Source organism: Pseudoalteromonas apostichopi, assembly GCF_030297135.1.
GTDB classification, from domain to species: domain Bacteria; phylum Pseudomonadota; class Gammaproteobacteria; order Enterobacterales; family Alteromonadaceae; genus Pseudoalteromonas; species Pseudoalteromonas apostichopi.
In genome coordinates, this window is sequence record NZ_AP028066.1 from 743,123 (window position 1) to 766,237 (window position 23,115).

Genomic DNA, 23,115 nt, shown 5'->3' on the forward strand with positions numbered 1-23,115 from the left:
GCCCAAGCAAAACCAGCGCAAACCGAGTAACATCAAAATTTTTCATCATCGTATTAGCGGACAAGCGTCTGGCAATACCAGGTTCAGCGCCCCTGCATGTACTTTAAAGCTTTGTTGTTTTGATGTTATTGGCTCGCCATCTAAGTTTATAGGCATTTCTGTTTGTGTTTGCCATTCAAGCCAAGGCACTTGAAAGCGTTTTACCCACTTTTGTGATGAATTAGGGTAGTTGCTTAGCTCTTCGATAACCGCCGGCACATCTGAAATTGCAAATGATCTAAACGCCACTAAATCAACCAAGCCATCATTTATGTATGCATGTGGCGCAAGTAGCTGACCACCACCCGCTTGGCGACCATTACACACGGCAGCAGCAATAATATCGCCCGAAGCACGCTCACCATCAGGCAGTGTTAACTCGCCACTGTAAGGTACAAAACTAAGCGCTTGTACAAGCCCTGCCAATGTATATGCGCCACCTCCTAGTATGTTCTTAAGTGCAGGCGGTGTTGTAGCGGTAATTTTAGCCCCAAAACCAGCACTGGCTACGTTCACAAAGTAACGCTCATCAACCTCTACCGTATCAATTGCATGCGGCTGACCATTGGCGGCAAGTTTAAGTGCTGGCAAGTACCCGTGAGGAATGTGGGCGGCTGTGGCAAAGTCATTCGCCGTGCCCATAGGTAAAATAGCAAGCTCTAAACGCTGTGATTTTTCTAACTTCATTAATGCATTAACTGCTTCATTAACGGTGCCATCACCACCAGCCACAACAACACGTTTTACGCCTTCTGCTACGGCTTCATTAATAAAGCGTTCAATGTCACCTCCTTCATAGGTAACACGCACCGTAAGAGGCTCAATGGTTCGAAATTTACCGATGGCGTCACGAAGCTGCTCATCTGCCGCTTTTTTGCCATTTATAATTAACCGTAAGTCCATTTTAAATCCCTGTTTAAACACTTATAACTACCATAACACGCAATGGTTTAATATACCCAAACTACCTCAAGATGCGAGTTTCAGTTGGAATTAAAAGCGATTTAGGCAAGGCATTGATTGCAAGTAATAGTGGTTCTATTGTTAAAATCAATAACGCAGTATAAATCGCTTTTAAACCAACCCTTTGGGCGCTTCACAGACACTTACTCTCATCGTTGTTACTTCTTAAAAGGGACTGCCATTCTTGCAAAGTAACGCCTTGATATTAAGCACCTGTGAAACGCTGAATTCTGCATCTTGAGGTGGTTTGGGTATAGACAATACAGAAACAAAAAAGCCCTGCTATTGCAGGGCTAAATCAACGTTAGGATTTATTATAGTATCCTTCCTTGGGGGAGTTTCATTAAAACTCGTAGCTGAAGCCTAAGCTAAACTTAGTGCCTTCTTCTTTCTTCCAAAGTGATAAACCTTCTTGTTCAATTTCTTTATCTTGACCAAGGATGTTTTCAATTTTGAACTTAACTTTTGTATTGAAGTTCGGGAAGTAAGAATAAACTAAATCAAGCGAATGGAATGGCTTCTCTTCTGCATCTTCGTTACCGCGAGTACCCGGTACAATAATACGCGGACCAAACACGTTATAAACAAGTGATGTTGAATGGAAACCATCAGCTGAGTCATAACCCATCTGCAAGTTTGCTACCCACTCAGAGTGACCTACTAAACGGCGTTCATCATTAGTAACAATGTTTGATACAGTATCTGCATCAAGTGCATCTTTTAATTGCTGCTCAAACAACGAATCAACACCGTCAGAATCATCAATGCCTAGTTTCACACTTGAATCAGATAGCGTAACGTTACCCGACAAGAATACACTCGACCAGTCAGCACTGATAAAGCTAAAATCAGTTAAGAAATCAACCTCAATACCGGTTAACTCACCTGATTCAGCATTAGCAGTTAATAACTGTGGTGCCGCACCACCAACACCCGCAAGCTCTACCATTTCAATAGGGTTAGTAATGTCTTTGTAGAACAATGCAACTGATAGGTTATTACCTGATGCCATATACCATTCAAAACGGAAATCAGCATTTTTAAGTTTTGAACTTTGTAATGTCGGTGAACCACGAACGAGGAATTCCGTTAACGGGTCAACGAAGAAAGTAGAGCTAACATCACGCATATCTGGACGAATCGTTGTCTCGCTTAAATTTAAACGAAATTGCATTTCTTCATCCATGATATAAGTCACAGCTAAAGATGGATAAAAGTCATCTTCTTTGATAGCTACTTCAGCTAACTCATCAGTTGTCGCATCAAACAAATTACTATGCGCCTTAAATGGCACTGATACTTGCGCAAAATCTTCCCAACGAACACCACCAGTAATACGCCAAGTGTTGTCGATGAAGTAGTCAGCCATAAAGTAATAAGCATCTAGCTTATGTGCCGCACTGTATTTATCACCGTCAGTTGTTCTGTCGTCGAAAATACCTGAACCCGTTGAACTTGCATAGAAAGCATCATTATTGATGTTATCGTAAGCGAAAATTTCATCTAAACGTGAGCCAAATGAATAATCATCTGAAATACCACGGTGTGTAATACCGAATGTCGTATTATTTGCGTTACGTGTTTTCTCAGAGAAGTCGCCACCCACTTTTAGCTCAAGCTCATAGCTTTCACCATAAAATGGCATACCCATGTTCCAACCCCAGGTATCAACTTCGTCATGAAGAACTTGGAATTCACGTGTCACGTTAGTTGCAGAAACGTCCTGTAATTGCTCAGATACAAACGCCCCATCGTCATAGTTACGTTGGAAAACAGCATCTACACCACCTGGTGCATCACGGTTTGCACGGCTTGTACCGGCATACCAATCAACAAACAAGTTGTTAAAATTAATAAAGTTGTGGGTGCCTTTTAATTGGCTAGAGAACATTTCACGCTCTTCATACACCACATCAACACGGCGAAGATCACGAACACCCTCTTCCGTTTCGTTGGCATCATAGAAATTACGATTACGAACACGGTCACGCATGTCATGCAGAGCAATATTAGTCAGTTCAATTTTATGGTTTGAATTAAACTCATAACCAATATTGAATGTCCCACTCCAACGCACATTTTGTTCAGTCGATGTACCATCGTAATACTGAGCAAAACACTTGTCTTCACACCCTAAGCTGCCAAGGTTGGTGCCACTTTTCTCTTGCGCTACTTCCCACTCATTTTCATAAGAAACAGCAGCAAGTACACCAAATGTGCCCATTTCACTTTCAAAGCGATCGCCTAGTGAAACTGAAAAGCTCATTTCAGGATCAACGTCTTTTTCAGTTGCTGAAATATTCCAGTCAAGAGCCGACATCAATGCTTGGCGCTCAGCCAATGTTGTATTGATATCACCCTCAAGGCCAGCACCATAAAAGGCATCGATGAACTCACTTGGTAACGCGCGAGTTCCATCGTCACGTCCCATCCAGTCATCATCACCACCTTCATAGAAGTAGCCTGTATCACTGTTATTGGTGTTATAAGAAGTACCAATATCGACTTTAAATAAAAAATCAGTCGGAATTGATTTGGTTCTAATATTTACGTTACCACCACCAAAATGCGCTGGCATATCGGGTGAAAACGATTTTTGAACACTAAGACTTTCAATAATATCTGATGGAAATAAGTCAAGCGGTACAACTGAGCGAGTTGGATCAGGGCTTGGTACATACATGCTATTAAGCTGAGTACTCGAATATCGCTCACCTAAACCACGAACATAAATGAACTTGCCATCAACAAGTGTCAAACCTGTTACACGACGAAGTGCCGATGCAGCATCGCCATCACCAGTACGAGAGATTTGCTCTGCACCCATGATATCAGCAACGAAAGCTTGATTTTGACGCTCTTGAAGAACCGCGCCAGCACTCCCTTTTAAACGCTGTCCTACAGCAACCACTTCTTCAATTTCTTGTGCTTCATCCGCTGCATAGGCAGTATTCACTGATAAGCCAACTAGTGCTGCAAGCACTGCGTGGTTTATCTTTGAACGCACAAGTTTAGAGGGGGTAAAAGATTTCATTATTATACTCCGAAAACAAAACTAGAAGCTGGCCGGGGTCGCCCCCGACCATGGATTAGAAGGGCTTAGTTAAGACCTACTTTTACCCAACCTGCTGTCCAGTCTGTTTGCGCATCCATTGCACCGATGTAATCTACTTGGTCGAAGAAGCTATTTAGGCTTGAAGCATCGAAACCGCTACCAAGTAATGCTGATTCTGCACTTGGTTGATAACCGTTGTCGCTAAGACCTAACATCGCTGCGTCCATAATAGAGTTACCTTCTTGGCCTTCGAACCAAGATTGAACATTACCAGTACCAATTGCTTGGCTTGAGAAGTTGTTATCTGCTGCACATGCAACCACTGAGTGACTGATAGTAAGTGAGCCATCTTCAGCGCGTGGAGCTGAATCTGCGCCAACTCGTAAGCAGTTTTTATAACCTTCACCACCTGTCACTACTACATTTTTAAGCATACCCGCAGTACCTGCACGTAAACGGATACCGTTTACACCATCTGCACCGATGATAGTTACGTTAGAGATAGTAGGTGTTGTTAAAGGTGATGCATCTGAATCAAACTCTGAGTTATCAGCTTCAATTGCATTATCACCTTCTGAAGAAGACTGTTTGATTAATACGTATTGTGCATTACCAGTCCAACCGAATGACCAATCAAGAGAATCATCACCAATGTTTGTCAGTACTAAGTGGCTAATGCTTGCAGTACCACCAAAGAACTCAACACCGTCGTCAAGGTTTTCGTGAACGTGGATATAATCAAGTTCAGTTTGGCTACCAACGCCAGCTAGTGAGATACCATTAAGCTCATCACCGTTACCTAGTGTTTTACCCGCTTGCTTTACAACAACATACTTAAGCGTACCTGAGTTATCTTCTGGTTGGTTACCACCGAATTGACCTGCATCACCTTCAGCTGCAACACCACAGTTTGCAAGTTCATCTGCTGTTGTTTCACCCACTTGGTCACCACAAGAGTTAGCTGGTGCGTTACCAAGAAGCACTACACCACCCCATTGACCAATACCTGTTTCAGCACCTGTCATATCTTGGATTGATGTCATAACGATTGGTTGAGTTGCTGTACCTACAGCCTCAATCTTAGAGTCACGACGCACAACTAAGAAGTCATCACCGTTTTCACCGATTAGTGTTGTACCAAATTGAACATAAAGAGTTGCACTATCAGTTCGGTCACCACCCACTGCTGTACGACCTTTTAATATCCAGTGAGCATCGTTAGTTAATGTCACGTCAGATGTGAACACAACATCTTGTGCTAACTGATACACTGGCTTATCGGTAATTTGTGGGAAGCTAGCAGAAACATCAGTCGCTAGACCTTGTTCCATTGCGTTAGTGATATCTTCAGGGAAGCTTGGGTTAACAGCAACTGTCCAACCTTCCATCCAGTTATTGTCACCGTCAAATGCACCAATGTAGCTTGTTTTAGTGAAGAATGGGTCAAGGTCTGACGCATCAACACCTGCACCTAATAGCGGAGAGTTTGATTTAGGCGTGAAACCATCTGTTGCTAAGTTTAATGTCGCTGCTGTAAGTGTTTGGTTACCTGTTTGACCTTCGAACCAAGACTGAACATTACCAGAACCAATTGCTTCAGAACCGAAGTTATTGTCTGCACTACATGCTACAACTGAGTTCTCGATAGAAAGCTCACCAGACTCAGCATTTGCTACAGAGTCAGAACCTACACGTAAACAGTTTTTGTAACCTTCAGGGCCTGTCACAACCATGTTACGGATTACACCCGCCGTACCTGCACGAAGACGAACACCGTTTTTACCGTCAGCACCAACAATCGTTACGTTTGAAAGTAGTGGCTTAGTTAATGGTGTAGCGTTTGAATCGAATTCTGAGTTATCTGCTTCGATTGCATTGTCACCTTCAACAGATGATTGTTGGATATAAACGTTTTGTGCACGACCTGTCCAACCAAATGACCAGTCAAACGCGTCATCACCAATATCAGTTAGCACAACGTTACGAACGTTGACAGTACCACCGAAGAACTCGATACCATCATCAAGGTTTTGGTGTACCTGGATGTATTCAATTTTTGTTTTAGAACCAACACCAGCGAATGAAATGCCATTTAGCTCATCGCCATTCCCCAATGTTTTACCTGCGTGTTTAACGACAACATAACGAACAACACCCGAGTTGTCTTCTGCATCGTCACCACCAAATTGACCTGCATCACCTTCAGCTGCAACACCACAGTTTGCTAGCTCTTCAGGTGTTGTTTCACCTTGTTGGTCACCACACGAGTTAGCCGGTGCATTACCAAGTAATACTAAACCACCCCATTGACCGATGCCTGTTTCTGCACCTGTCATATCTTGGATAGAAGTCATTGTGATTGGTGCTGTTGCATTACCATTAGCGTTGATTTGTGAACCACGGCGAACAACTAAGAAGTCATCACCTGTTTCACCGATTAATGTAGTACCCGCTTGAACATATAATGTTGCGCTATCAGTACGGTCACCACCGACTGCTGTACGACCGTTTAAGATCCAGTGAGCGTCATTTGTTAATGTTACATCTGCAGTGAAAGTTGTATCTTCAGCTAAACGATAAACAGGCTTATCAGTGATTTGTGGAAATTCAGATGAAACGTCTGTCGCAAGACCTTGCGCCATTGCATTTTCGATATCAGTTGGGAAACCGCCATTGATAGCAACAGTCCAACCTTCCATCCAGTTATTTGTTGCGCTAAATGCACCGATTTGACCATTCGCTAATAATGGTGAGCCTGCTAAAGGCATATAACCATTATCATCTAGCATTAAATCTGCAGGTGTAAGAGTTTGGTTACCGTCTTGGCCTTCAAACCATGCTTGTACAGTACCGCCATTAATTGTTTCGCTACCGAAGTTATTAGCATTTGTTTGACATGCAACAATTGAGTTAGTGATAGTTAGTGAACCGTCTTCTGCACGAGGAACTGAATCAGAACCAACTCGTAAACAGTTTTCGTACGTTGCTGGGCCTGTAACGAAAACGTTTTTCAGCATACCTGCAGTACCTGCACGTAGACGAATACCATTGTTACCTTCAGCACCCACGATTGTTACGTTTTCAATGGTAGGGTTAGTCAGTGGTGTAGCGTCTGAATCAAACTCAGAGTTGTCAGCTTCAATCGCGTTATCACCTAAGTTCGCAGCTTGTTGAATGTATACGTTTTTCGCCGTACCAGTCCAACCAAAAGACCAATCTAGTGAGTCATCACCAATACTTGTAAGTACCACGTTGCTTACGTTTACTGTACCACCAAAGAACTCAATACCATCATCTAAGTTTTCGTGTACTTGAATGTAGTCAACAGTTGTATCAGAACCAACACCGGCAAATGAAATACCGTTTAACTCGTCACCATTACCCAGAGTTTTACCAGCATGTTTAACAACTAAGTATTTCAATGTACCTGAGTTATCATCTGCAACGTTACCACCGAATTGACCTGCATCACCTTCAGCTGCAACACCACAGTTTGCAAGCTCGTCTGCAGTTGCTTCGCCTTCTTGGTCACCACATGAGTTTGCTGGTGCATTACCAAGAAGAACTAAACCACCCCACTGACCGATAGACGTTTCAACATTAGTCACATCTTGAATAGAAGTCATTGTGATTGGTTGGCTTACAGTACCTACCGATTCGATTTGTGAACCACGACGAACAACTAAGAAATCATCACCTGATTCGCCAATTAATGTAGTACCTTGTTGGATATAAAGAACAGTATTATCTGTACGGTCGTTACCAACCGCTGTGCGACCATTTAAAATCCAATGAGCGTCATTTGTTAACGTTACATCTGCAGTGAATGTTGTATCTGCTTTTAAACGGTAAACTGGTTTATCTGTAATCGTTGGGAATTCTGAAGAAACATCTGTTGCTAAACCTTGTGTTAAGGCATTTTCGATGTCAGTTGGGAAACCAGTTGTCGCATTTTGAGAATCATCACGACCTGACTGATCACCGCCGTTATCACCATTGTCACCACCATTATCGATGATATTAGTGATGTTATCGCCTTCATTTACAGTGGTGTCGCCTTCTTTAACGACTAAGTCACCACCACAACCAGCTAAAGAAACTGCAGCAGCTACCAGACTAACTTTAAATAAGTCAGATAATTTCATTGTTCACTCCGTTAAGATAGATATTTAATTATTGTGTTAGCGCATAAACTCAAGTCACCGAAAAGCACTGAAACTTAATGCTTTTGGGACACTTGAGTTTTAAACTGCGACTACCTTACGGGAGCTGTATGACAAACTAGTTACACTTTAATAAACATAAAATGACAATATTAATTATTTTAAAAAGAGTAAGTTAGTAAATTTTAGGAACGGAAAAAAGCCGCCCGAAGGCAGCTTTGGTGTTGCGATTATAAATGAGTTCTTTTGTACGCTTACCTGTTGAATACCATTTAGAGTAAGGCGGTACGTAATGTTTCGGCGTGCACTTTTTCACGCTTCACATACTTGATCCATTGCTCAGCTAAACGCTGTGACTTTTTGTGTTTTTCCGCTTGCTCAAACGCTAAAATAGAGGCATCAAAGTTTTGTAAATTGTACTGCGCCATACCTAAGGCAACATACACATTCGATTCAAACTCTAAGCCGCCTTTATCTAGGGCTTTACGTGCTGCATCCGCTGCTTCTTCGTATTTTTCAAGGTTAATGCTTACCTCTGCAATACGTTGTTCGTATTGACCATGCGTTACTAAATCCGCGGCTTTTGCAAAGTAAGGAAGTGACTTTTCGCTTTCTTTTGCTTGTACCATCGCTTCTGCAACAAAGGCATAGTTTTTCGCTGATTTTTCAGCTATACCGTCTTGCATTGCTTTACTCATCACGTTCGCGGCTTTAAAAGCCAGGCCGTTGTATAAATACACTTGTGATAATTGACGTAAATCTGATTTAGATTTCATGAAACCTTGTTGGTATGCCGCTTCTAAAATCGCTAATTGCTTTTTCTCTGCGCCCGTTTCACCGTACATGCCACCTAACTGAACCCAGTACTCTGGCTTGTTATAAAGCTTAACTAAACGCTCAAGTACCTCGACTACTTTGTCAGACTGATTAAGTGAGTAGTACATAGCACGCTGTAAGATTAGCCAGTTTTCTTTTGGCATTTCGCCCTTGCTGTCGGCTTCTGCGATAGCAAGGTTAATGCTTTCAATGCCTTTTTGGTAATCTTTAAGCTGATAATAAGCTTGAGATTTCAATACATAATAAGCATCTGTTTTAGGCTTGTCGTTAATCACATCCCACTGCGCTAAGTATTTGATTACCTTTTCGTAATCGCTATTAGCCATCGCAAGTTGCGCTAAACTAAACATGGTGCTTACACGTAATGTTTCTGGGATCGCATCTTCGTTTACTACTTTTTCAAACGACGCAATTGCTTTATCTAGGTCATTTTCGTTGTAGTAAATAAAACCATAGAAATTATGCATCATGGCAATTTCATACGAGTTCATGCTTGAAGAGCGCTCTTGAATACTATCAAGTGCTTCCAGCCCTGCTTTTGCATCACCATCATCAGCCAGCTTTTGTGCACGAGCTAATTGGCTATAGACTTTTTCACGCAGTGCAGGTACTCGTTTGGTTTTTTGCTCTTCAGCATAGGCGGTAGCAATTGTTACACCTGGTAACATGCTAACAACGCTTGGGATTACCAGGCTGCTTGTGAAAGCAGCCGCGCAAATCACGGCAACTTTTAAAGGTTTCATAATCGCATTCCTCTTTTCTAACCGTTAATTTGGAAAGAAATTTTGTTCTGTACGCCCGCTACTTCAACAGCTTCACCGTTAACAACGCGCGGTTTATATTTAAATTTAAGTGCTGCATCCATCGCAGCGCGGTCAAATAGTGATTCAGGCTCAGCTTTAATAACTTTCGGGTCACGTACTGTGCCTTGCTTGGTTACTGTAAACTCAACAATCACATAGCCTTCAATACCACGCGATAAAGCTCGGCGCGGATAAACAGGCGCTACTTTTACAATCGGTAGGTATTCACCGTCGCTTGATTCAAGCGCTAAGCCACCCGCTAAGTTAACGTCTGCTTCAACGCTAGCACCAAAGTCAAAGTTGGCATTGCTCGCGTTAGGATCACTGTTTTGCATTTGCGGTGATTCCATTGGCGGAGGTGGTTCTTTTGGCGTTGGTGGCTTTTGCGGTTTACGTTCTTTCTTTTGCACTGTCTCTTCTTTTTTCAGACGAACAAAATCAAGTACGTTTCCTTTTACGGGCTCAGACATGGCCCCTTCACCACCGGTGATCAGTGCCTGCATGCCTAAAAACAGCATGACAGTCACGATACCAGCGATGATTAATGCAACTATATAACGCATCGCTCACATTCCTTATGATGCTTCTTGCGCAGCAATCGACACATCAAATGCGCCAGCAGCTCGCGATGCATCCATAACTTTGATAAGTACATCCGTTGTGGCTTTCTTATCAGCTTGAATAACCACGCTACCTTGTGGGTTTTCAGCTTTTAAGCGCTCGATATTTGCTTGTACTGCACGAATATCTACTTGGCGTTTGTTGATCCAAATTTCACCTTTGTCAGAAATAGCAACTAAGATGTTGGCACGCTCTTTTTTAACTGCAGTTGCAGCTTCCGGACGGTTAACATCAATACCCGCTTCTTTTACGAATGATGCTGTTACGATGAAGAAGATAAGCATGATGAAAACAACGTCTAGCATTGGCGTCATGTTGATTTCTTCTGCGTCGTCTTCTTGAAATAAGTTACCTAGTGGCGCTCTCATTGTTAGTCTCCTAGTGGGTGATGCTCACATCACCCTAAAATTCGTTTAGTGGTCTAAGACCATGTTGTCTTCAAGTAATTGCACTTCACGTTTTGCTCGACGTTGTAAAAACGTTGATGCGAAAACCCCTGAAAGTGCACCCACCATACCGGCCATGGTTGGAATAGTGGCTTTAGACACCCCTGATGCCATCGAACGAGCACTGCCTGTGCCTGTGATTGCCATTACATCAAATACTTCGATCATGCCGGTTACGGTACCTAACAGACCTAAAAGTGGACATAACGCAACCATTACGTTAATTAGCGCAAGGTTATTATTTAGTTGCATGCCAGCGCGTGAAATCATCGCTTGGCGAATTTGCTCTGCGTTCCAGCTGTTACGCTCTGCTCTATTGCTCCAAGTGCTCTTTACGTCTTTCTTGTAGCGTTTAAAGCCGCCAAAGAAATACATAAAACGCTCAAGTATCAATAACCACATCGCGAAGATGAGGACCCCGATGACCAAGAGAACTTGGCCACCTGTGTCGAGGAAATCACGTAGAGCATTGATTGCATCAATCAATAGCACCATGATTTATGCTCCTTTCTCGCTTCGCTCTGCAATGATACCTGCGCTTTGCTCTTGTAAAATTAACAGCATGTTTTTAGAGCGCGTGTTAAGAAGTGTGTATAAGAATACTGTTGGGATAGCCACAACCAGACCAAGTACAGTTGTTACAAGTGCCTGAGAAATACCACCCGCCATTAGTTTAGGGTCACCTGTACCGAACAAAGTAATAGCTTGGAAAGTGTTAATCATACCCGTTACCGTACCTAGTAGACCAAGTAGCGGGGCTACCACAGAGATAATCTTAATTAGCGTCAGGTTACGGGTTATTTTCGGCATTTCACGAATGATTGCTTCGCTTAATTTTAGCTCAAGTGTGTCGTACGCTACATCTGGGTACTGATCTTTCACTTTCATTACACGGCCAAGTGGGTTGTCATCACGTGCAACTGTGTCTTTAAGCTGACGACGGATTTTGCTACCCATAATCATCAGTGATACAAAGCGCTCAAGTGCGATGAGTAAAGCAATTAGACCAACACCTAAGATGATATAACCTACAGTACCACCTTGGTGAACTTGCTCTTCAGTGTCAGGAGCTTGTACTAAAAGACCTAAGATAGAACCACCTGTTGGGTCAAGAGCGAACTGAACAACACCCGAATTTGCTTGTTGCAGATCAGTAGCAGTTGCTGTGTAACGGCTGCTTGGCTGACGTGTAAGCTGGCTGATTGTATTCGTAGCAGGTGTGTACTCTAGGTATTTACCGTCTGAGATTAAGTTAAATGCACCAACACGCACCACTTCTTTTTGTGCTTTGCTGCCACCTTCAACGATAACATCTGTTGTAAAGCGTGATACTTTACCTTGTTCGGTCATTTCACGTTGTAATTCAAACCATACTTTTTCGATATCATCGATTGAAGCAAGCTTTGAAGTTGAACCCATTTTTTGTGCCAGCTCATCCATGAAGTTACTGCGTCCAGGTAGCTCTGCAGAAACAACTGACGTCATGAATTTGTTACTTGAATCACCCGCGACTTGTTGTAACACACCGAAAAGTTCCTTAAGTGAACCCATACGGTTTGAAAGCGTGTCAGTTAAGTTAGCTAGCTTTACTTCATTTTCTTCAAACTGAGTTTCTAAACGCTCTGACTCATTTAACATTGCAGTACGCTTTGCTTGTGTATCTTTAAGCATTTGTACTTGTTCGTTTTGACGCGCCATGAACTCTTGTTCACGTTGTTTATTCTCAGCGCTTTGCTGTGTGTTACCTTGCTCTAATGTTTTTAGTAATGAATCTAAATCCATTGGCTCAGCCGCTAGGCTGCTACCAGCAAAACCAAGGCCAGCTGCAAATACGGCCATTTTTGTCATTTTCGTTAATAATTTCATCTCAAACCTCTTATTCAGCAGCGTGGACTGGCAGTGTTAACATATCTGGGGCAAGTTGCTTACGAGCAATGCGTAAACCTTTGTTGATTTGGCTGATTGCAGAATCTGGTAACTCAACAAACGATTTTGTTTCTTTATCCCAGCTACCTGCTTTTTTGCCGTCGCGTGTTAAATAAATAAGTTCTAAGCGACCAATGCGTAAGAAATCGACTTCGCGCTCTTGACCATCTACATTAAGTAATGATGTATACGCTTCGATAGTGCGACCGTAATCAACCTCTACTTGGTAAGCTTCAAGTAAACGGCGGAATTTTTCACTTGAAGTGATATCTGCGCGGTCCATCATTTCTTTTAATGATGCGATACGTTTGCTTCGTTCTTCAGTTAAGAAAGGTACGTCTAGTGCAACAAATTGTTCCAGGCCCGTGATCATGCGCATCATTAACGGCGTAATTTGACGCTCGATAACTGATACCTGATCCATTGACTCATTTAACGCGTCCATTTCAGCAATTTGGTTGTTTAACTGCTTGGTAAGTTGCGCGTTATAAACAGTTAAGCCTTCAATTTCTTTATTAAGAGCTTTGAATTGTTGTAAACGACCTTGCATTGAATCTGCAATCTTGTCGATTTTAGTTTGTGATTGCGCTGCAGATTTGTTTATCTCGCTGCTTTTATCAATTACTTTATCTAGATCGTTTGCATGTACCGCCGCAGATGCCGCTACAATACCTGCTAAAATCAGTGGTTTAACGCCTTTCATCGCATACACCTTTACTCGTTAAGTTAGCTTAATTTACTAGTGGGGGTTGTTTTAATGTGCGAAAGGATAACGATGAAAAATGACAAGCGTGTTGCGTAAAAAATACAAAATTATGACAGCTGTAACAATTAGTTTATATTGCGCAAAGATAAGGCAAAACTTGCAGGGTTTTGGGAACTAAATATGGGAAACGATCTGTTGATAAGTACTTTCCCAGTCTAGATAGTTAACAGGGATAGCGTGGTAGTTCCCTTTATTTTCAATAACTAAAGACGGAAAGCCTTGGATAGGTAAGCTTCTAGCTTGGTTTATTTCGGCCATTAATAAAGAATGTATATTTTCACTTTCAATTTCTTTTATAAATGTGCTTTTTTCTAAACCTATTTGCTCAGCAAGGAGCACAAGTGTGCTTATGTCTGACGGGTTTTGTGCATTTAAGTAATAGGCTTTTTGAATGGCATAAAGCATCTCCTGCTCTTTTTCGTGCTGCCTTGCAACAATCACAGCTCTACATGCTGGGTAAGTAGAGCGACGTGGTTTGGCAGTGTGCCAAAACTCATGATTAAATGGTGTACCAAGTTGCTGCTCAATTCGCAGCCATGTTTGCTGTAAAAACTGTTGCATATCTATAGGCATTGGCTCATCGGAATCAGGAGCAAGGCCGCCCACTCTATATTCAATAGCAAGTTTATCACCAAGGGCTGCTTGAAGCTTTAACCAAGTTTCTCTATAGCCCCAACACCAACTACACATAGGGTCGTAAACATAAATTAACCTTGCCATTTAGCTTATCTCGGTTAAATCAGAAACCACGACATTACGCCCTTTTGCTTTAGCTTTATAAAGGTTGTCATCAGCTTGTTTAATCGCTTTACTAAATTGACTACCACGTTCTAGGCTGGCAATTCCGATACTACATGTGATTGTCACAGACTGCCCAACATCGAAGGGGATCTGTTTTTGAGCGACATAACTACGCAGCTTTTCGGCCACGGCATGAGCTATATTGAGTCCAGCTTTAGGCAGTAAAATAATGAATTCTTCGCCACCATAGCGCGCTTTAATATCTGTGCCACGTAATTTATCATGCATCATAGAGGTAAACGCTATTAATGCCTGATCACCAAAATCATGGCCATAACTATCGTTAATTGATTTAAAGTTATCTAAATCAATTAATAATATCGACATCGGTAAATAGTTAGCCGCTTCGGCTTCAAGACGAGGCTGAATATGCTCATAAATATAACGACGATTCGCAAGGCCAGTAAGTGGATCTGTCAACGCATCGCGCTTTTCTATTAAGGTAATATCAGCAATTTTTTGATGGCTTTTTTGTCTAAAGTATTCGCTAATCGCAGAAAACAATATCACCATTGTGAAAGAGGCTATAAAGCGTGAGGTTTCAACTTGCCCATAATGCGCTTGACCAAAATTAGGGCTAAATAACAAAGCAACCGCACTGCTATACATAATAATAACCAATACACTGCCAACTTTTAAACCTAAGGTGACATAAGCCACAATAGGGTAAAACATCAGCCAATATAAAGCGGTATTCTCTTTGCCACCGGTATACACCAATGCCACGCAGAGCAACAGAATAATAGACAATATAATGCAACTAACAGACACCAAAGCGCCAGTGCGAAAGTAATAAAACATGCACAGCACAATAGTCACATCACTGACCACTAACATAATAGTTAACGGTAAGGCATAAATTTGATAGTTAGATATTACTAATGATGTGATTAATACAATGGCAAAAAAAGCCATTGTAAACAGCGTGAAGGCACGGCGTTGTTTATCCGCCGTGTCGACACTATTTAAATTAATGGCATTAAGCCAGTTTTGATCCAAAATTGCAGTCTCTTAAAACTAAACTTTAAATTTAAGTACCAATTTTTCAAGCTCATAGAACTGGGCTTTTAATTTTGTACACTCATTCAAGGTGTTATTAAGATTACTCTTACCTTGATTAGAAAGTTCACTAATTGAGTGTATATCACTATCTAAACTTTGAATTACTTGGTTTTGCTCTGTGGTGGCATTCGCTACACTGTGGTTCACTTCATCGATTGATTCGATAGCACGCGTCACCTCAGCCATTTTATCACCCGCTACATGGGCTTGTTCAACACTCTTTTCGCTGTCACGAATACTTGCAGTCATTACTTCAACCGCAGACGCAGAGCCTTGTTGTAACTGAGAAATAGTGTCTTCTATTTCTTGCGTTGATTGCTGTGTTCGGTGTGCTAGTTGCCTAACTTCGTCAGCAACAACCGCAAAACCTCGACCAGCTTCACCTGCGCGGGCCGCTTCAATAGCAGCATTAAGCGCTAATAAATTAGTTTGCTCACTTACACCTTTAATCACTTCAAGTACTTGACCAATGCTAACAGTGTGCGCATCTAAACTATTAATCGTTTTTTGTGCTTGCTCCATATTACGAGACAAGGCATTTATAGCAGTTAAGTTATCAGCTAACGCAGATTGGCTTTGTAGTGACTGGCTATTCGCACTGGTCGCAAGGCTAGATGCATTACTTGCACTATTTGAGATTTCTACCGCGCTAGAGGTAAGTTCGTTGATTGCGGTTGCAACGTTGTCAGTACGTTTTGTTTGGTCTGCATACATATCGAGCGTACCTTGAGTTTGGTTCACTAAACTTTCAACTAAACGCTCAAGCTCAACAGTGGTATTTTTAACTTGCTCAATCGATGTATGAATTTTTTCGATAAAAGCATTGAAGTAATGACTTAATTCACCAAATTCATCATTGTTTTCGACCTCAAGACGACGGGTTAAATCACCCTCACCTTGTGCGATATCTTTAATTGCATCGTTTAGGCGCTGCATTGGACGCATTAAATAACGAAGTAAGAACTGCATCATTAATACAATAGCAGCTATACCCATCAGCATATATATGGCCGCCATATTTCTAAATGACGCGACCGATGAATAGGCAATTTCTTCGTTGATCACCACACCAAGATACCAATCAACGTTTTGAATTCCTTTAATTTTGGTAAACGACACTAATTTATCTAAGCCACCAACTTGTACTTCTACAAACTCAGATTGTAACGATAGGCTTTTACCGAATAAATCGCGCATGTTTTTGTCGTTAAACTTAGTTTCTGGGTGACTTAAAATGCGGCCTTCACTATCAAGTAAGAAACCATAACCAAAACCTAAAAAGTCAATTTCGTTAACTATCTTAGTAATGGTTTTCATATCAATATCAGCACCTGCAACACCGCTAAACACACCATTTGCTTGCATAGGGGCTACAGCCGAAATAGTCAGCTCATTGGTTGTTACATCAATATAAGGGGCAGTAAAAGCAGTGTTAGTTTTGTTTTCAACAAGTTTGTACCACGGGCGTGTCGTAGCATCGTAGTCAGGCGGTAACACAACCGATTGGTCATTCAATACAAATGTGCCATCAGTGATACCTATATATGTGTTTTTAAAGTTACCAGCTTTGTCAGCTGTGTTGAGCTGTGTAAGTGTTAGCTCTTTGCTGTCACCAAGTTGATAGGTGTCTGCAACTGACGAAACAATCGCTAACTTGGCATTTAACCAGTTCGCTATATTTTGCGACACTGACTGAGAAATCTCTTGCAGCACAAGCGAAAGCTGCTCTTGCGTTTGGCTGCGCATAGAGATGAAGTTATTAATCGTGAATAAACCGAGCACAATCACTAAAACCAGTGATGCAGCCACAGTTACCTTGGTGGTAAATTTAAGAGTGCTTTGCATGACAAACCTGTTTGTTATTTTTTTCGTTGTTAGCGCTTTTATATTTAACAAATTTCAAGCTCTTTGTCTTATAAATTTAGGCTAAAACTAGAAAAACGTTCCTTTTAATTAAAGTACGCTTTATATAGAAATCAATTACTTTGTTAACGGCAGCAAATTTAACTTCTAAAGTCGTCACGATAAAAAACAACAAAACCAATTTTGGAACGTTCCTAAACAGATTTGATTTAATCGCCCTTGAATACGTATTCATTAAATCATTTTGTCATCTAAATTTGTTCCTGGTAGCAAATAAATGGCATAAAAAAACCCCGCAAATCTGTGCGGGGCTTTTATTAGAAAGTACTTTTAACCGATGCGCTGTTTCCAGCTATCAGCTAAACGCACAACGTTTAAGCCATACCAAGCGATAAATGCATAACAAATCACTGGTACAAAGAAGCTTTGTTGTATGTTAACTGTATCTGCAACCACACCTTGTACTAATGGTACTAATGCACCACCTACAATAGCTAAGCATAACCAACCCGAACCTTTACTGGTGAGTGAACCTAAACCTTCAATAGCTACAGAGAAAATAGTTGGGAACATAATTGAGTTAAATAAACCAATCGCAAGTACTGAGTAAAGTGCTAAGTCACCTTCAGTGAAAATAGTCACTAACAGCAGTGCAATAACCATCATGGCATTAAAGAATAACGCTTTTGATGGTGCAATCTTCTGAAGAGCTGCAGAACCAATAAAGCGACCAACCATTGCACCGCCCCAGTAGTAAGCAATTAAGCTTGCAGCTGCATGCTCTTCAAGGCCAGCAATATGCTCTTCTCCGAAGTAGTTTACCAAGAAACTACCAATAGAAACCTCAGCACCTACGTAACAAAAAATACCTACCACACCCATCATTAAATGTGGTGCTTCTTTCAGGCTGTGGCCTTTCGCTTTACAGTCTTGCTCTTCTGTGTGCTCTGCAATCACCGGTAGTTTAAAGAATGCAAATACAACAGCAATAGTTAATAGCGCTGCTGCTAACATAAGGTAAGGCACTTTTACTGATTCAGCAGTTGCCGCATTTGCAGCTAAAGTACCCGCTGTACCGAAGAATAAAATACCACCTACATATGGTCCAACCGTTGTACCTAGGGAGTTAAGTGCTTGAGCAAGATTTAAACGCGACGACGCTGTTTTTTCAGGGCCTAACGCCACAACATATGGATTAGCTGACACCTGTAATACGGTAACACCCGCTGCTAGTACAAATAATGCACCTAAGAACAGCCAGTACTCATGCACTACAACCGCAGGATAAAATAACATACAGCCAATTGATGCCACTACTAAGCCTGTTAGTACGCCATTTTTATAGCCAAGTTTTTTAACCAACATACCCGCTGGTAGCGAAACAATAAAGTAAGCACCAAAGAAACAAAACTGAACCAGCATTGCCTCTGTATAGGTTAAATCGAATACGCCTTTTAAGCGCGGGATCAACACATCATTTAAAACTGTAATGAAACCCCACAAAAAGAATAGGGTTGTCATTGCCGTCAGTGGTAGCAGGTAATTTTTATTTTGCTGCGAACCATCGGCGACAAACGATTGGTTTGTATTTATTTCACTCACGTGGTTTTCACTCCGTTAACAAGTTACCTTTGATTCTACACATTGAAGTAAAAATAGCACAAAGATTTACTAGGAACGTTCCAATATTTCTATTTCCTGCTATAGTTGCAAGATGAACACAGATTTATTGATAGACCATGGCCACAGTTAACTTTAAAAGCTCTGCTTTTCTTAAGCAGCATATCCAAGATACGCTTGCTTTTTATCACCCACACTGTGTTGATTATTCAGCTCATGGCTTAGCTGGTTTTTATCAATTTTTTAAAAATAATGGCGCGATTTACGATAAACACACTCGCCATTTAGTATCGAGTACACGCTTTGTTTTTAACTACGCAATGGCGTACATCGAGTTCAAAGACCCTGAATATTTAAGCCTCACTAAACATGGTTTAGCCCACCTTGAACATGCCCATAAGCAAGCATCCGGTGGTTACGCTTGGCTTATAAAACAAGATAACAACGGCAAAGTGAGTGTTTTAGACGATACCAACCATTGTTATGGGCTTGCCTTTGTAATGCTTGCCAATGCAGTTGCTTTAAAAGCTGGTGTTAGCGACTGTAAAAATACTATCTCACAAGTATGGGATTTATTAGAGCAACACTATTTTGAACCAAAGTATAATGCCTATTTAGATGAACAAAATGCCGATTTTAGCTGTACAGATGAGTATCGAGGGCAAAATGCCAATATGCATTTATGCGAAGCTCTTCTCATGTGTTTTGAAGCAACATATGAACAGCGTTATTTAGAGCGCGCGAAAGAGCTAGCCAAAACTTTCACAGTTAAACTAGCAGCATACAGCCAGCAGTTTGTGTGGGAGCACTACTCTAAAAACTGGCAAATTGATTTAGATTACAATAAAGATGACCCGCAGCATTTATTTAGACCATGGGGCTTTCAACCTGGACATCAAACAGAGTGGGCAAAACTGTTACTTATTTTGAACCGCCACATTAATGAACCTTGGCTGGTGACTAGGGCGAAAAGCCTTTTTGATGAAACTCTAAGCATTGCGTGGGATCATCAACATGGTGGTATTTTTTATGGCTTTGCACCAGACAAACAAATTTGTGATAGCGATAAATACTTTTGGGTGCAGGCCGAATCACTAGCCGCAGCAGCCCTACTCGCTGATGCCACAAATGATGAAAGCTATTGGCAATGGTACGAAAAAATTTGGCAGTACAGTTGGCAACATATGGTAGATCACCGATATGGTGCTTGGTACCGTATTTTATCAGCAGAAAATCTGCCTTACAGTGACGAAAAATCGCCAGCAGGCAAAACCGACTATCATACTATGGGTGCCTGCTACGAAGTATTAAGAACCTTAACCTTGAGGAATGCATAATGAGTTTAGTGTGTTTTGGCGAAGCATTAATCGACTTTTTATCAGATGGTAAACAACCTGAATCATTTACTAAATACGCAGGTGGCGCACCTGCCAATGTGGCTGTTGCAGCTGCAAAACTAGGCCTAAACACCAGCTTTTGTGGCATGTTAGGCGATGATATGTTTGGTCACTTTATTAAACAAGAGCTTGACCAACATGCGGTAAACACTGATTACTGTACATTCACTGATGCTGCTAAAACAGCGCTGGCGTTTGTATCACTCGATGAAAGTGGCGAGCGCTCGTTTAGCTTTTATCGCCCACCAGCAGCTGACTTACTGTATCGCGTAGACGACTTTGACCATGCAATGTTCTCAAGTCACGCTATTATGCATGTATGCAGCAACAGTCTCACTGAGCACAACATCTATCAAACAACTATTTATGGCTTAACTCAGGCGAAAAAAGCCGGTGCAATTTGTAGTTTTGATATGAATTTACGCGAAAACCTATGGCCAAGCATGCGCCATACGCTAGATAGAATGTGGCATGTTATTTCACTGGCAGATATCGTCAAACTATCATTTGAAGAACTTGAGTTTTTAAATCAAAAGAGCCATCAAGCAATGCCACTGGAACATACCATTGATACCATTTTAAAGGCAGGTGTAACTTGTTTGCTTGTTACCAATGGCGGTGAAGCAATCAGCTTTTATCATGCTGACTTTAAAGGCCAAGTAAGTCCACCTGCTACAAAAGTGGTTGATACCACTGCCGCAGGCGACGCTTTTATTGGCGGTATGCTGTCTAGAATTGGTCAGCACTGTGAAAACAAACAAAGCTTTAAAGAGTTTTGCCAAACCCAAGCTAATATTGAACAAACCATTGCTTACGCTGCTAAAGCCGGCGCTTTTGCTGTAAGCCGTTATGGTGCCTTTGCATCATTACCTAGCGCCGAAGATCTTCTATAACCACTCATAATTGCTTACAAATCTATTAAGCACTCTAGTGGAGAGTGCTTAAATTTCATGGTATGTTTTTCAACTAATTAAAGAAAAAGGAATTCATCCTATGAATAATAAGCTTCTAGCTGGGGGCGCGATTGCCATTGTTGCAGGTGCGTTGTTGTACTCACAAAACAAAGCCAGTGTTGATGTAGATTTACCTGAGCTTGCTTATGTACCAGCCGATACGGCGGTTTTTTATGGTCAACTTAAGCCGTTTCCGTACAGCAAGTATTTTGCGCTTATGCCAGATGCAATGAAAGGTACTAGCGATTTAACGCCCGTTATTGCTGAGCTTAAAACAGTTGATGATAAGAATGCCCTTTTCCTTGCATCACTGATGGAAAAATACCAGCAATCACTGAGCTCTTACGATGCCTTTAAATCGATTTGGGGCTTTGGTGACGACTACAAAGGGATGATGTATGCGCAAGGTTTAATGCCTATTGTGCGCTTTCAGGTCGCAGATCAAAGCAGTATTATCAATAGTATTAAACAAGCTGCTGATGAAGCAGGTATTGCTTATACAACAGAAAGCCTTGAAGGCGTTAGCTACACGCGCTTTGCCATTGAACTTGAAGGGCTAGATAACTTCAACCTAATAGCATCAGCTCACAACAATTGGGCTACCTTAACGCTGACTACCTCGCTTTCTAACGATCAAGACTTACGTATTGCCCTTGGCGTAGAAAAACCAGCTCAATCACTGGCTGAGACTAAAAAACTACCTGAGCTTATTAAAACTTTCTCGCTTGATGGTAACTCGGTTGGCTTTGTCGATCATCAACGCATCGCCAATGCTGTAACAGGCAAAGAAGACTCTCGTTTACACCAGATGCTAAAAGAGCTTCTTGATAAAGCGCAGCAATCAAATGCCTTAGCAGCGATTTCAACACCACAGTGTCAGGATGATATTGCTGCTATTGCCGCTAAATGGCCCGCGACAGTATCAGGCACAACAAAAACACGTATTACAGCCGACTACGCCGACTTTGACGTAAAAGCAGTGCTGCAAAGCACTGATCAAGACTTACTTAATACTCTGCAAGCCGTGCGTGGTTTTGTACCAAAACACACCACACAGCTTGATGGCCAAATGATGAGCGTTGCTTATGGTATTGATGTAGCAAAAGTACTGCCACTGGCCAATACGCTAACCGGTGCAATTAAATCAGCTGAGTTTAACTGTGGCCCGATTGTCGCACTACAAAATGAAATGCAAGATGTGAGTACTGCGGGGCTTGCTATGGTGTCGGGTTTTGCAAATGGCGTACAAGGCATGAGTGTCAGCGTTCAAGATGCTGCATTTACCATTGATGACTACAACGGCCCACAAATTGATAAGCTTGATGCCATCATGACCCTTTCTGCAACCGATGCTCATGGCCTTTATTCTATTGCGCAAGGTTTTGTACCGCCACTTGCTAACATTAAACTGCCAGCCAATGGTGATGCTGTGTTGATCAATGAATACATTCCATCGCCTGTGCCACTTAACTTTGATATTAAAATGGCGCTGAAAGGCAATCATATTGTGGTTTTCACGGGCGATAAATCAGCACAAATTGCCGAGACTTTAGAGTCGCAAAGTGTTACTAAAAATGGCTTTGTGAACATGGCATTCGACGTGCAAAAAATCCTATTACCTTTGCTTGATACGATTGCTGCAACGGGTCAATTATCTGATGAAGAAATGGCTGAGCTTGATACGCTACGGGAGCAACCTGTCGGTGTTTATTTTGCCACAGACATTACCGACAACGGCATTGGCCTTGAAAGTAACGTACAAATTACTAAAAAGTAGCTTTTGAATTTGAACCTGAAAAG

The 23,115-nt window shown here is 41.6% G+C and carries 16 protein-coding genes; 3 read left to right on the forward strand and 13 right to left on the reverse strand.

Annotation, left to right across the window (positions count from 1 at the left end; genetic code table 11):
- Nucleotides 1-45: 45 nt before the first annotated feature.
- The 13 genes from yegS to QUE86_RS19410 all read right to left on the reverse strand — a co-directional run bounded on the left by yegS (nucleotide 46) and on the right by QUE86_RS19410 (nucleotide 18,947).
- Nucleotides 46-942 carry a lipid kinase YegS gene (gene yegS, locus QUE86_RS19350; RefSeq protein ID WP_286260579.1) on the reverse strand — a complete coding sequence of 299 codons (897 nt, stop codon included), beginning with the start codon at nucleotides 940-942 and terminating at the stop codon, nucleotides 46-48.
- Between the two features lie 403 nt (nucleotides 943-1,345).
- Entirely contained in the window at nucleotides 1,346-4,036 is a 2,691-nt protein-coding gene (locus QUE86_RS19355) for a TonB-dependent receptor domain-containing protein (protein ID WP_286260580.1), read from the reverse strand.
- Nucleotides 4,037-4,101: 65 nt separating this feature from the next.
- Complete coding sequence (locus tag QUE86_RS19360; RefSeq protein ID WP_286260581.1) at nucleotides 4,102-8,202, reverse strand: beta-helix domain-containing protein; 4,101 nt, start codon at nucleotides 8,200-8,202, stop codon at nucleotides 4,102-4,104.
- A gap of 290 nt (nucleotides 8,203-8,492) precedes the next feature.
- Nucleotides 8,493-9,800, reverse strand: a complete 1,308-nt coding sequence (locus tag QUE86_RS19365; RefSeq protein ID WP_130052553.1) for a tetratricopeptide repeat protein — start codon at nucleotides 9,798-9,800, stop codon at nucleotides 8,493-8,495.
- A 17-nt stretch (nucleotides 9,801-9,817) separates the two neighbouring features.
- Nucleotides 9,818-10,423, reverse strand: coding sequence for an energy transducer TonB (locus tag QUE86_RS19370; RefSeq protein ID WP_054552071.1), 606 nt, complete (start codon nucleotides 10,421-10,423; stop codon nucleotides 9,818-9,820).
- Between the two features lie 12 nt (nucleotides 10,424-10,435).
- Entirely contained in the window at nucleotides 10,436-10,849 is a 414-nt protein-coding gene (locus QUE86_RS19375) for an ExbD/TolR family protein (protein ID WP_063707380.1), read from the reverse strand.
- A 45-nt stretch (nucleotides 10,850-10,894) separates the two neighbouring features.
- Nucleotides 10,895-11,422 (reverse strand): MotA/TolQ/ExbB proton channel family protein, encoded by a 528-nt coding sequence (locus tag QUE86_RS19380; RefSeq protein WP_054552070.1) that lies wholly within the window; start codon nucleotides 11,420-11,422, stop codon nucleotides 10,895-10,897.
- Nucleotides 11,423-11,425: 3 nt separating this feature from the next.
- Nucleotides 11,426-12,793 (reverse strand): MotA/TolQ/ExbB proton channel family protein, encoded by a 1,368-nt coding sequence (locus QUE86_RS19385; protein WP_286260583.1) that lies wholly within the window; start codon nucleotides 12,791-12,793, stop codon nucleotides 11,426-11,428.
- Nucleotides 12,794-12,803: 10 nt separating this feature from the next.
- The gene (locus tag QUE86_RS19390; protein ID WP_130052557.1) at nucleotides 12,804-13,556 is read right to left on the reverse strand and encodes a DUF3450 domain-containing protein; all 753 of its coding nucleotides are present in this window, start codon (nucleotides 13,554-13,556) and stop codon (nucleotides 12,804-12,806) included.
- A gap of 177 nt (nucleotides 13,557-13,733) precedes the next feature.
- Nucleotides 13,734-14,339, reverse strand: a complete 606-nt coding sequence (locus QUE86_RS19395) for a DsbA family protein (protein WP_167658882.1) — start codon at nucleotides 14,337-14,339, stop codon at nucleotides 13,734-13,736.
- Nucleotides 14,340-15,419, reverse strand: coding sequence for a GGDEF domain-containing protein (locus tag QUE86_RS19400; RefSeq protein WP_286260584.1), 1,080 nt, complete (start codon nucleotides 15,417-15,419; stop codon nucleotides 14,340-14,342).
- Between the two features lie 18 nt (nucleotides 15,420-15,437).
- Nucleotides 15,438-17,327 carry a methyl-accepting chemotaxis protein gene (locus QUE86_RS19405; RefSeq protein ID WP_130052559.1) on the reverse strand — a complete coding sequence of 630 codons (1,890 nt, stop codon included), beginning with the start codon at nucleotides 17,325-17,327 and terminating at the stop codon, nucleotides 15,438-15,440.
- A gap of 348 nt (nucleotides 17,328-17,675) precedes the next feature.
- Nucleotides 17,676-18,947: a sugar MFS transporter gene (locus QUE86_RS19410; RefSeq protein WP_167658881.1), complete on the reverse strand. Its 1,272-nt coding sequence runs from the start codon at nucleotides 18,945-18,947 to the stop codon at nucleotides 17,676-17,678.
- A gap of 137 nt (nucleotides 18,948-19,084) precedes the next feature.
- On the opposite strand from QUE86_RS19410, the gene QUE86_RS19415 reads away from it, so the two are divergent.
- From QUE86_RS19415 to QUE86_RS19425, 3 genes are all read left to right on the forward strand, one after another.
- The gene (locus QUE86_RS19415; protein ID WP_286260585.1) at nucleotides 19,085-20,302 is read left to right on the forward strand and encodes an AGE family epimerase/isomerase; all 1,218 of its coding nucleotides are present in this window, start codon (nucleotides 19,085-19,087) and stop codon (nucleotides 20,300-20,302) included.
- Nucleotides 20,302-21,255: a carbohydrate kinase family protein gene (locus tag QUE86_RS19420; RefSeq protein ID WP_167658879.1), complete on the forward strand. Its 954-nt coding sequence runs from the start codon at nucleotides 20,302-20,304 to the stop codon at nucleotides 21,253-21,255. The genes QUE86_RS19415 and QUE86_RS19420 overlap by 1 nt, the downstream gene beginning before the upstream one ends.
- Nucleotides 21,256-21,355: 100 nt before the next feature.
- Nucleotides 21,356-23,092, forward strand: coding sequence for a hypothetical protein (locus tag QUE86_RS19425; RefSeq protein ID WP_286260586.1), 1,737 nt, complete (start codon nucleotides 21,356-21,358; stop codon nucleotides 23,090-23,092).
- The last annotated feature ends 23 nt before the right edge of the window (nucleotides 23,093-23,115 follow it).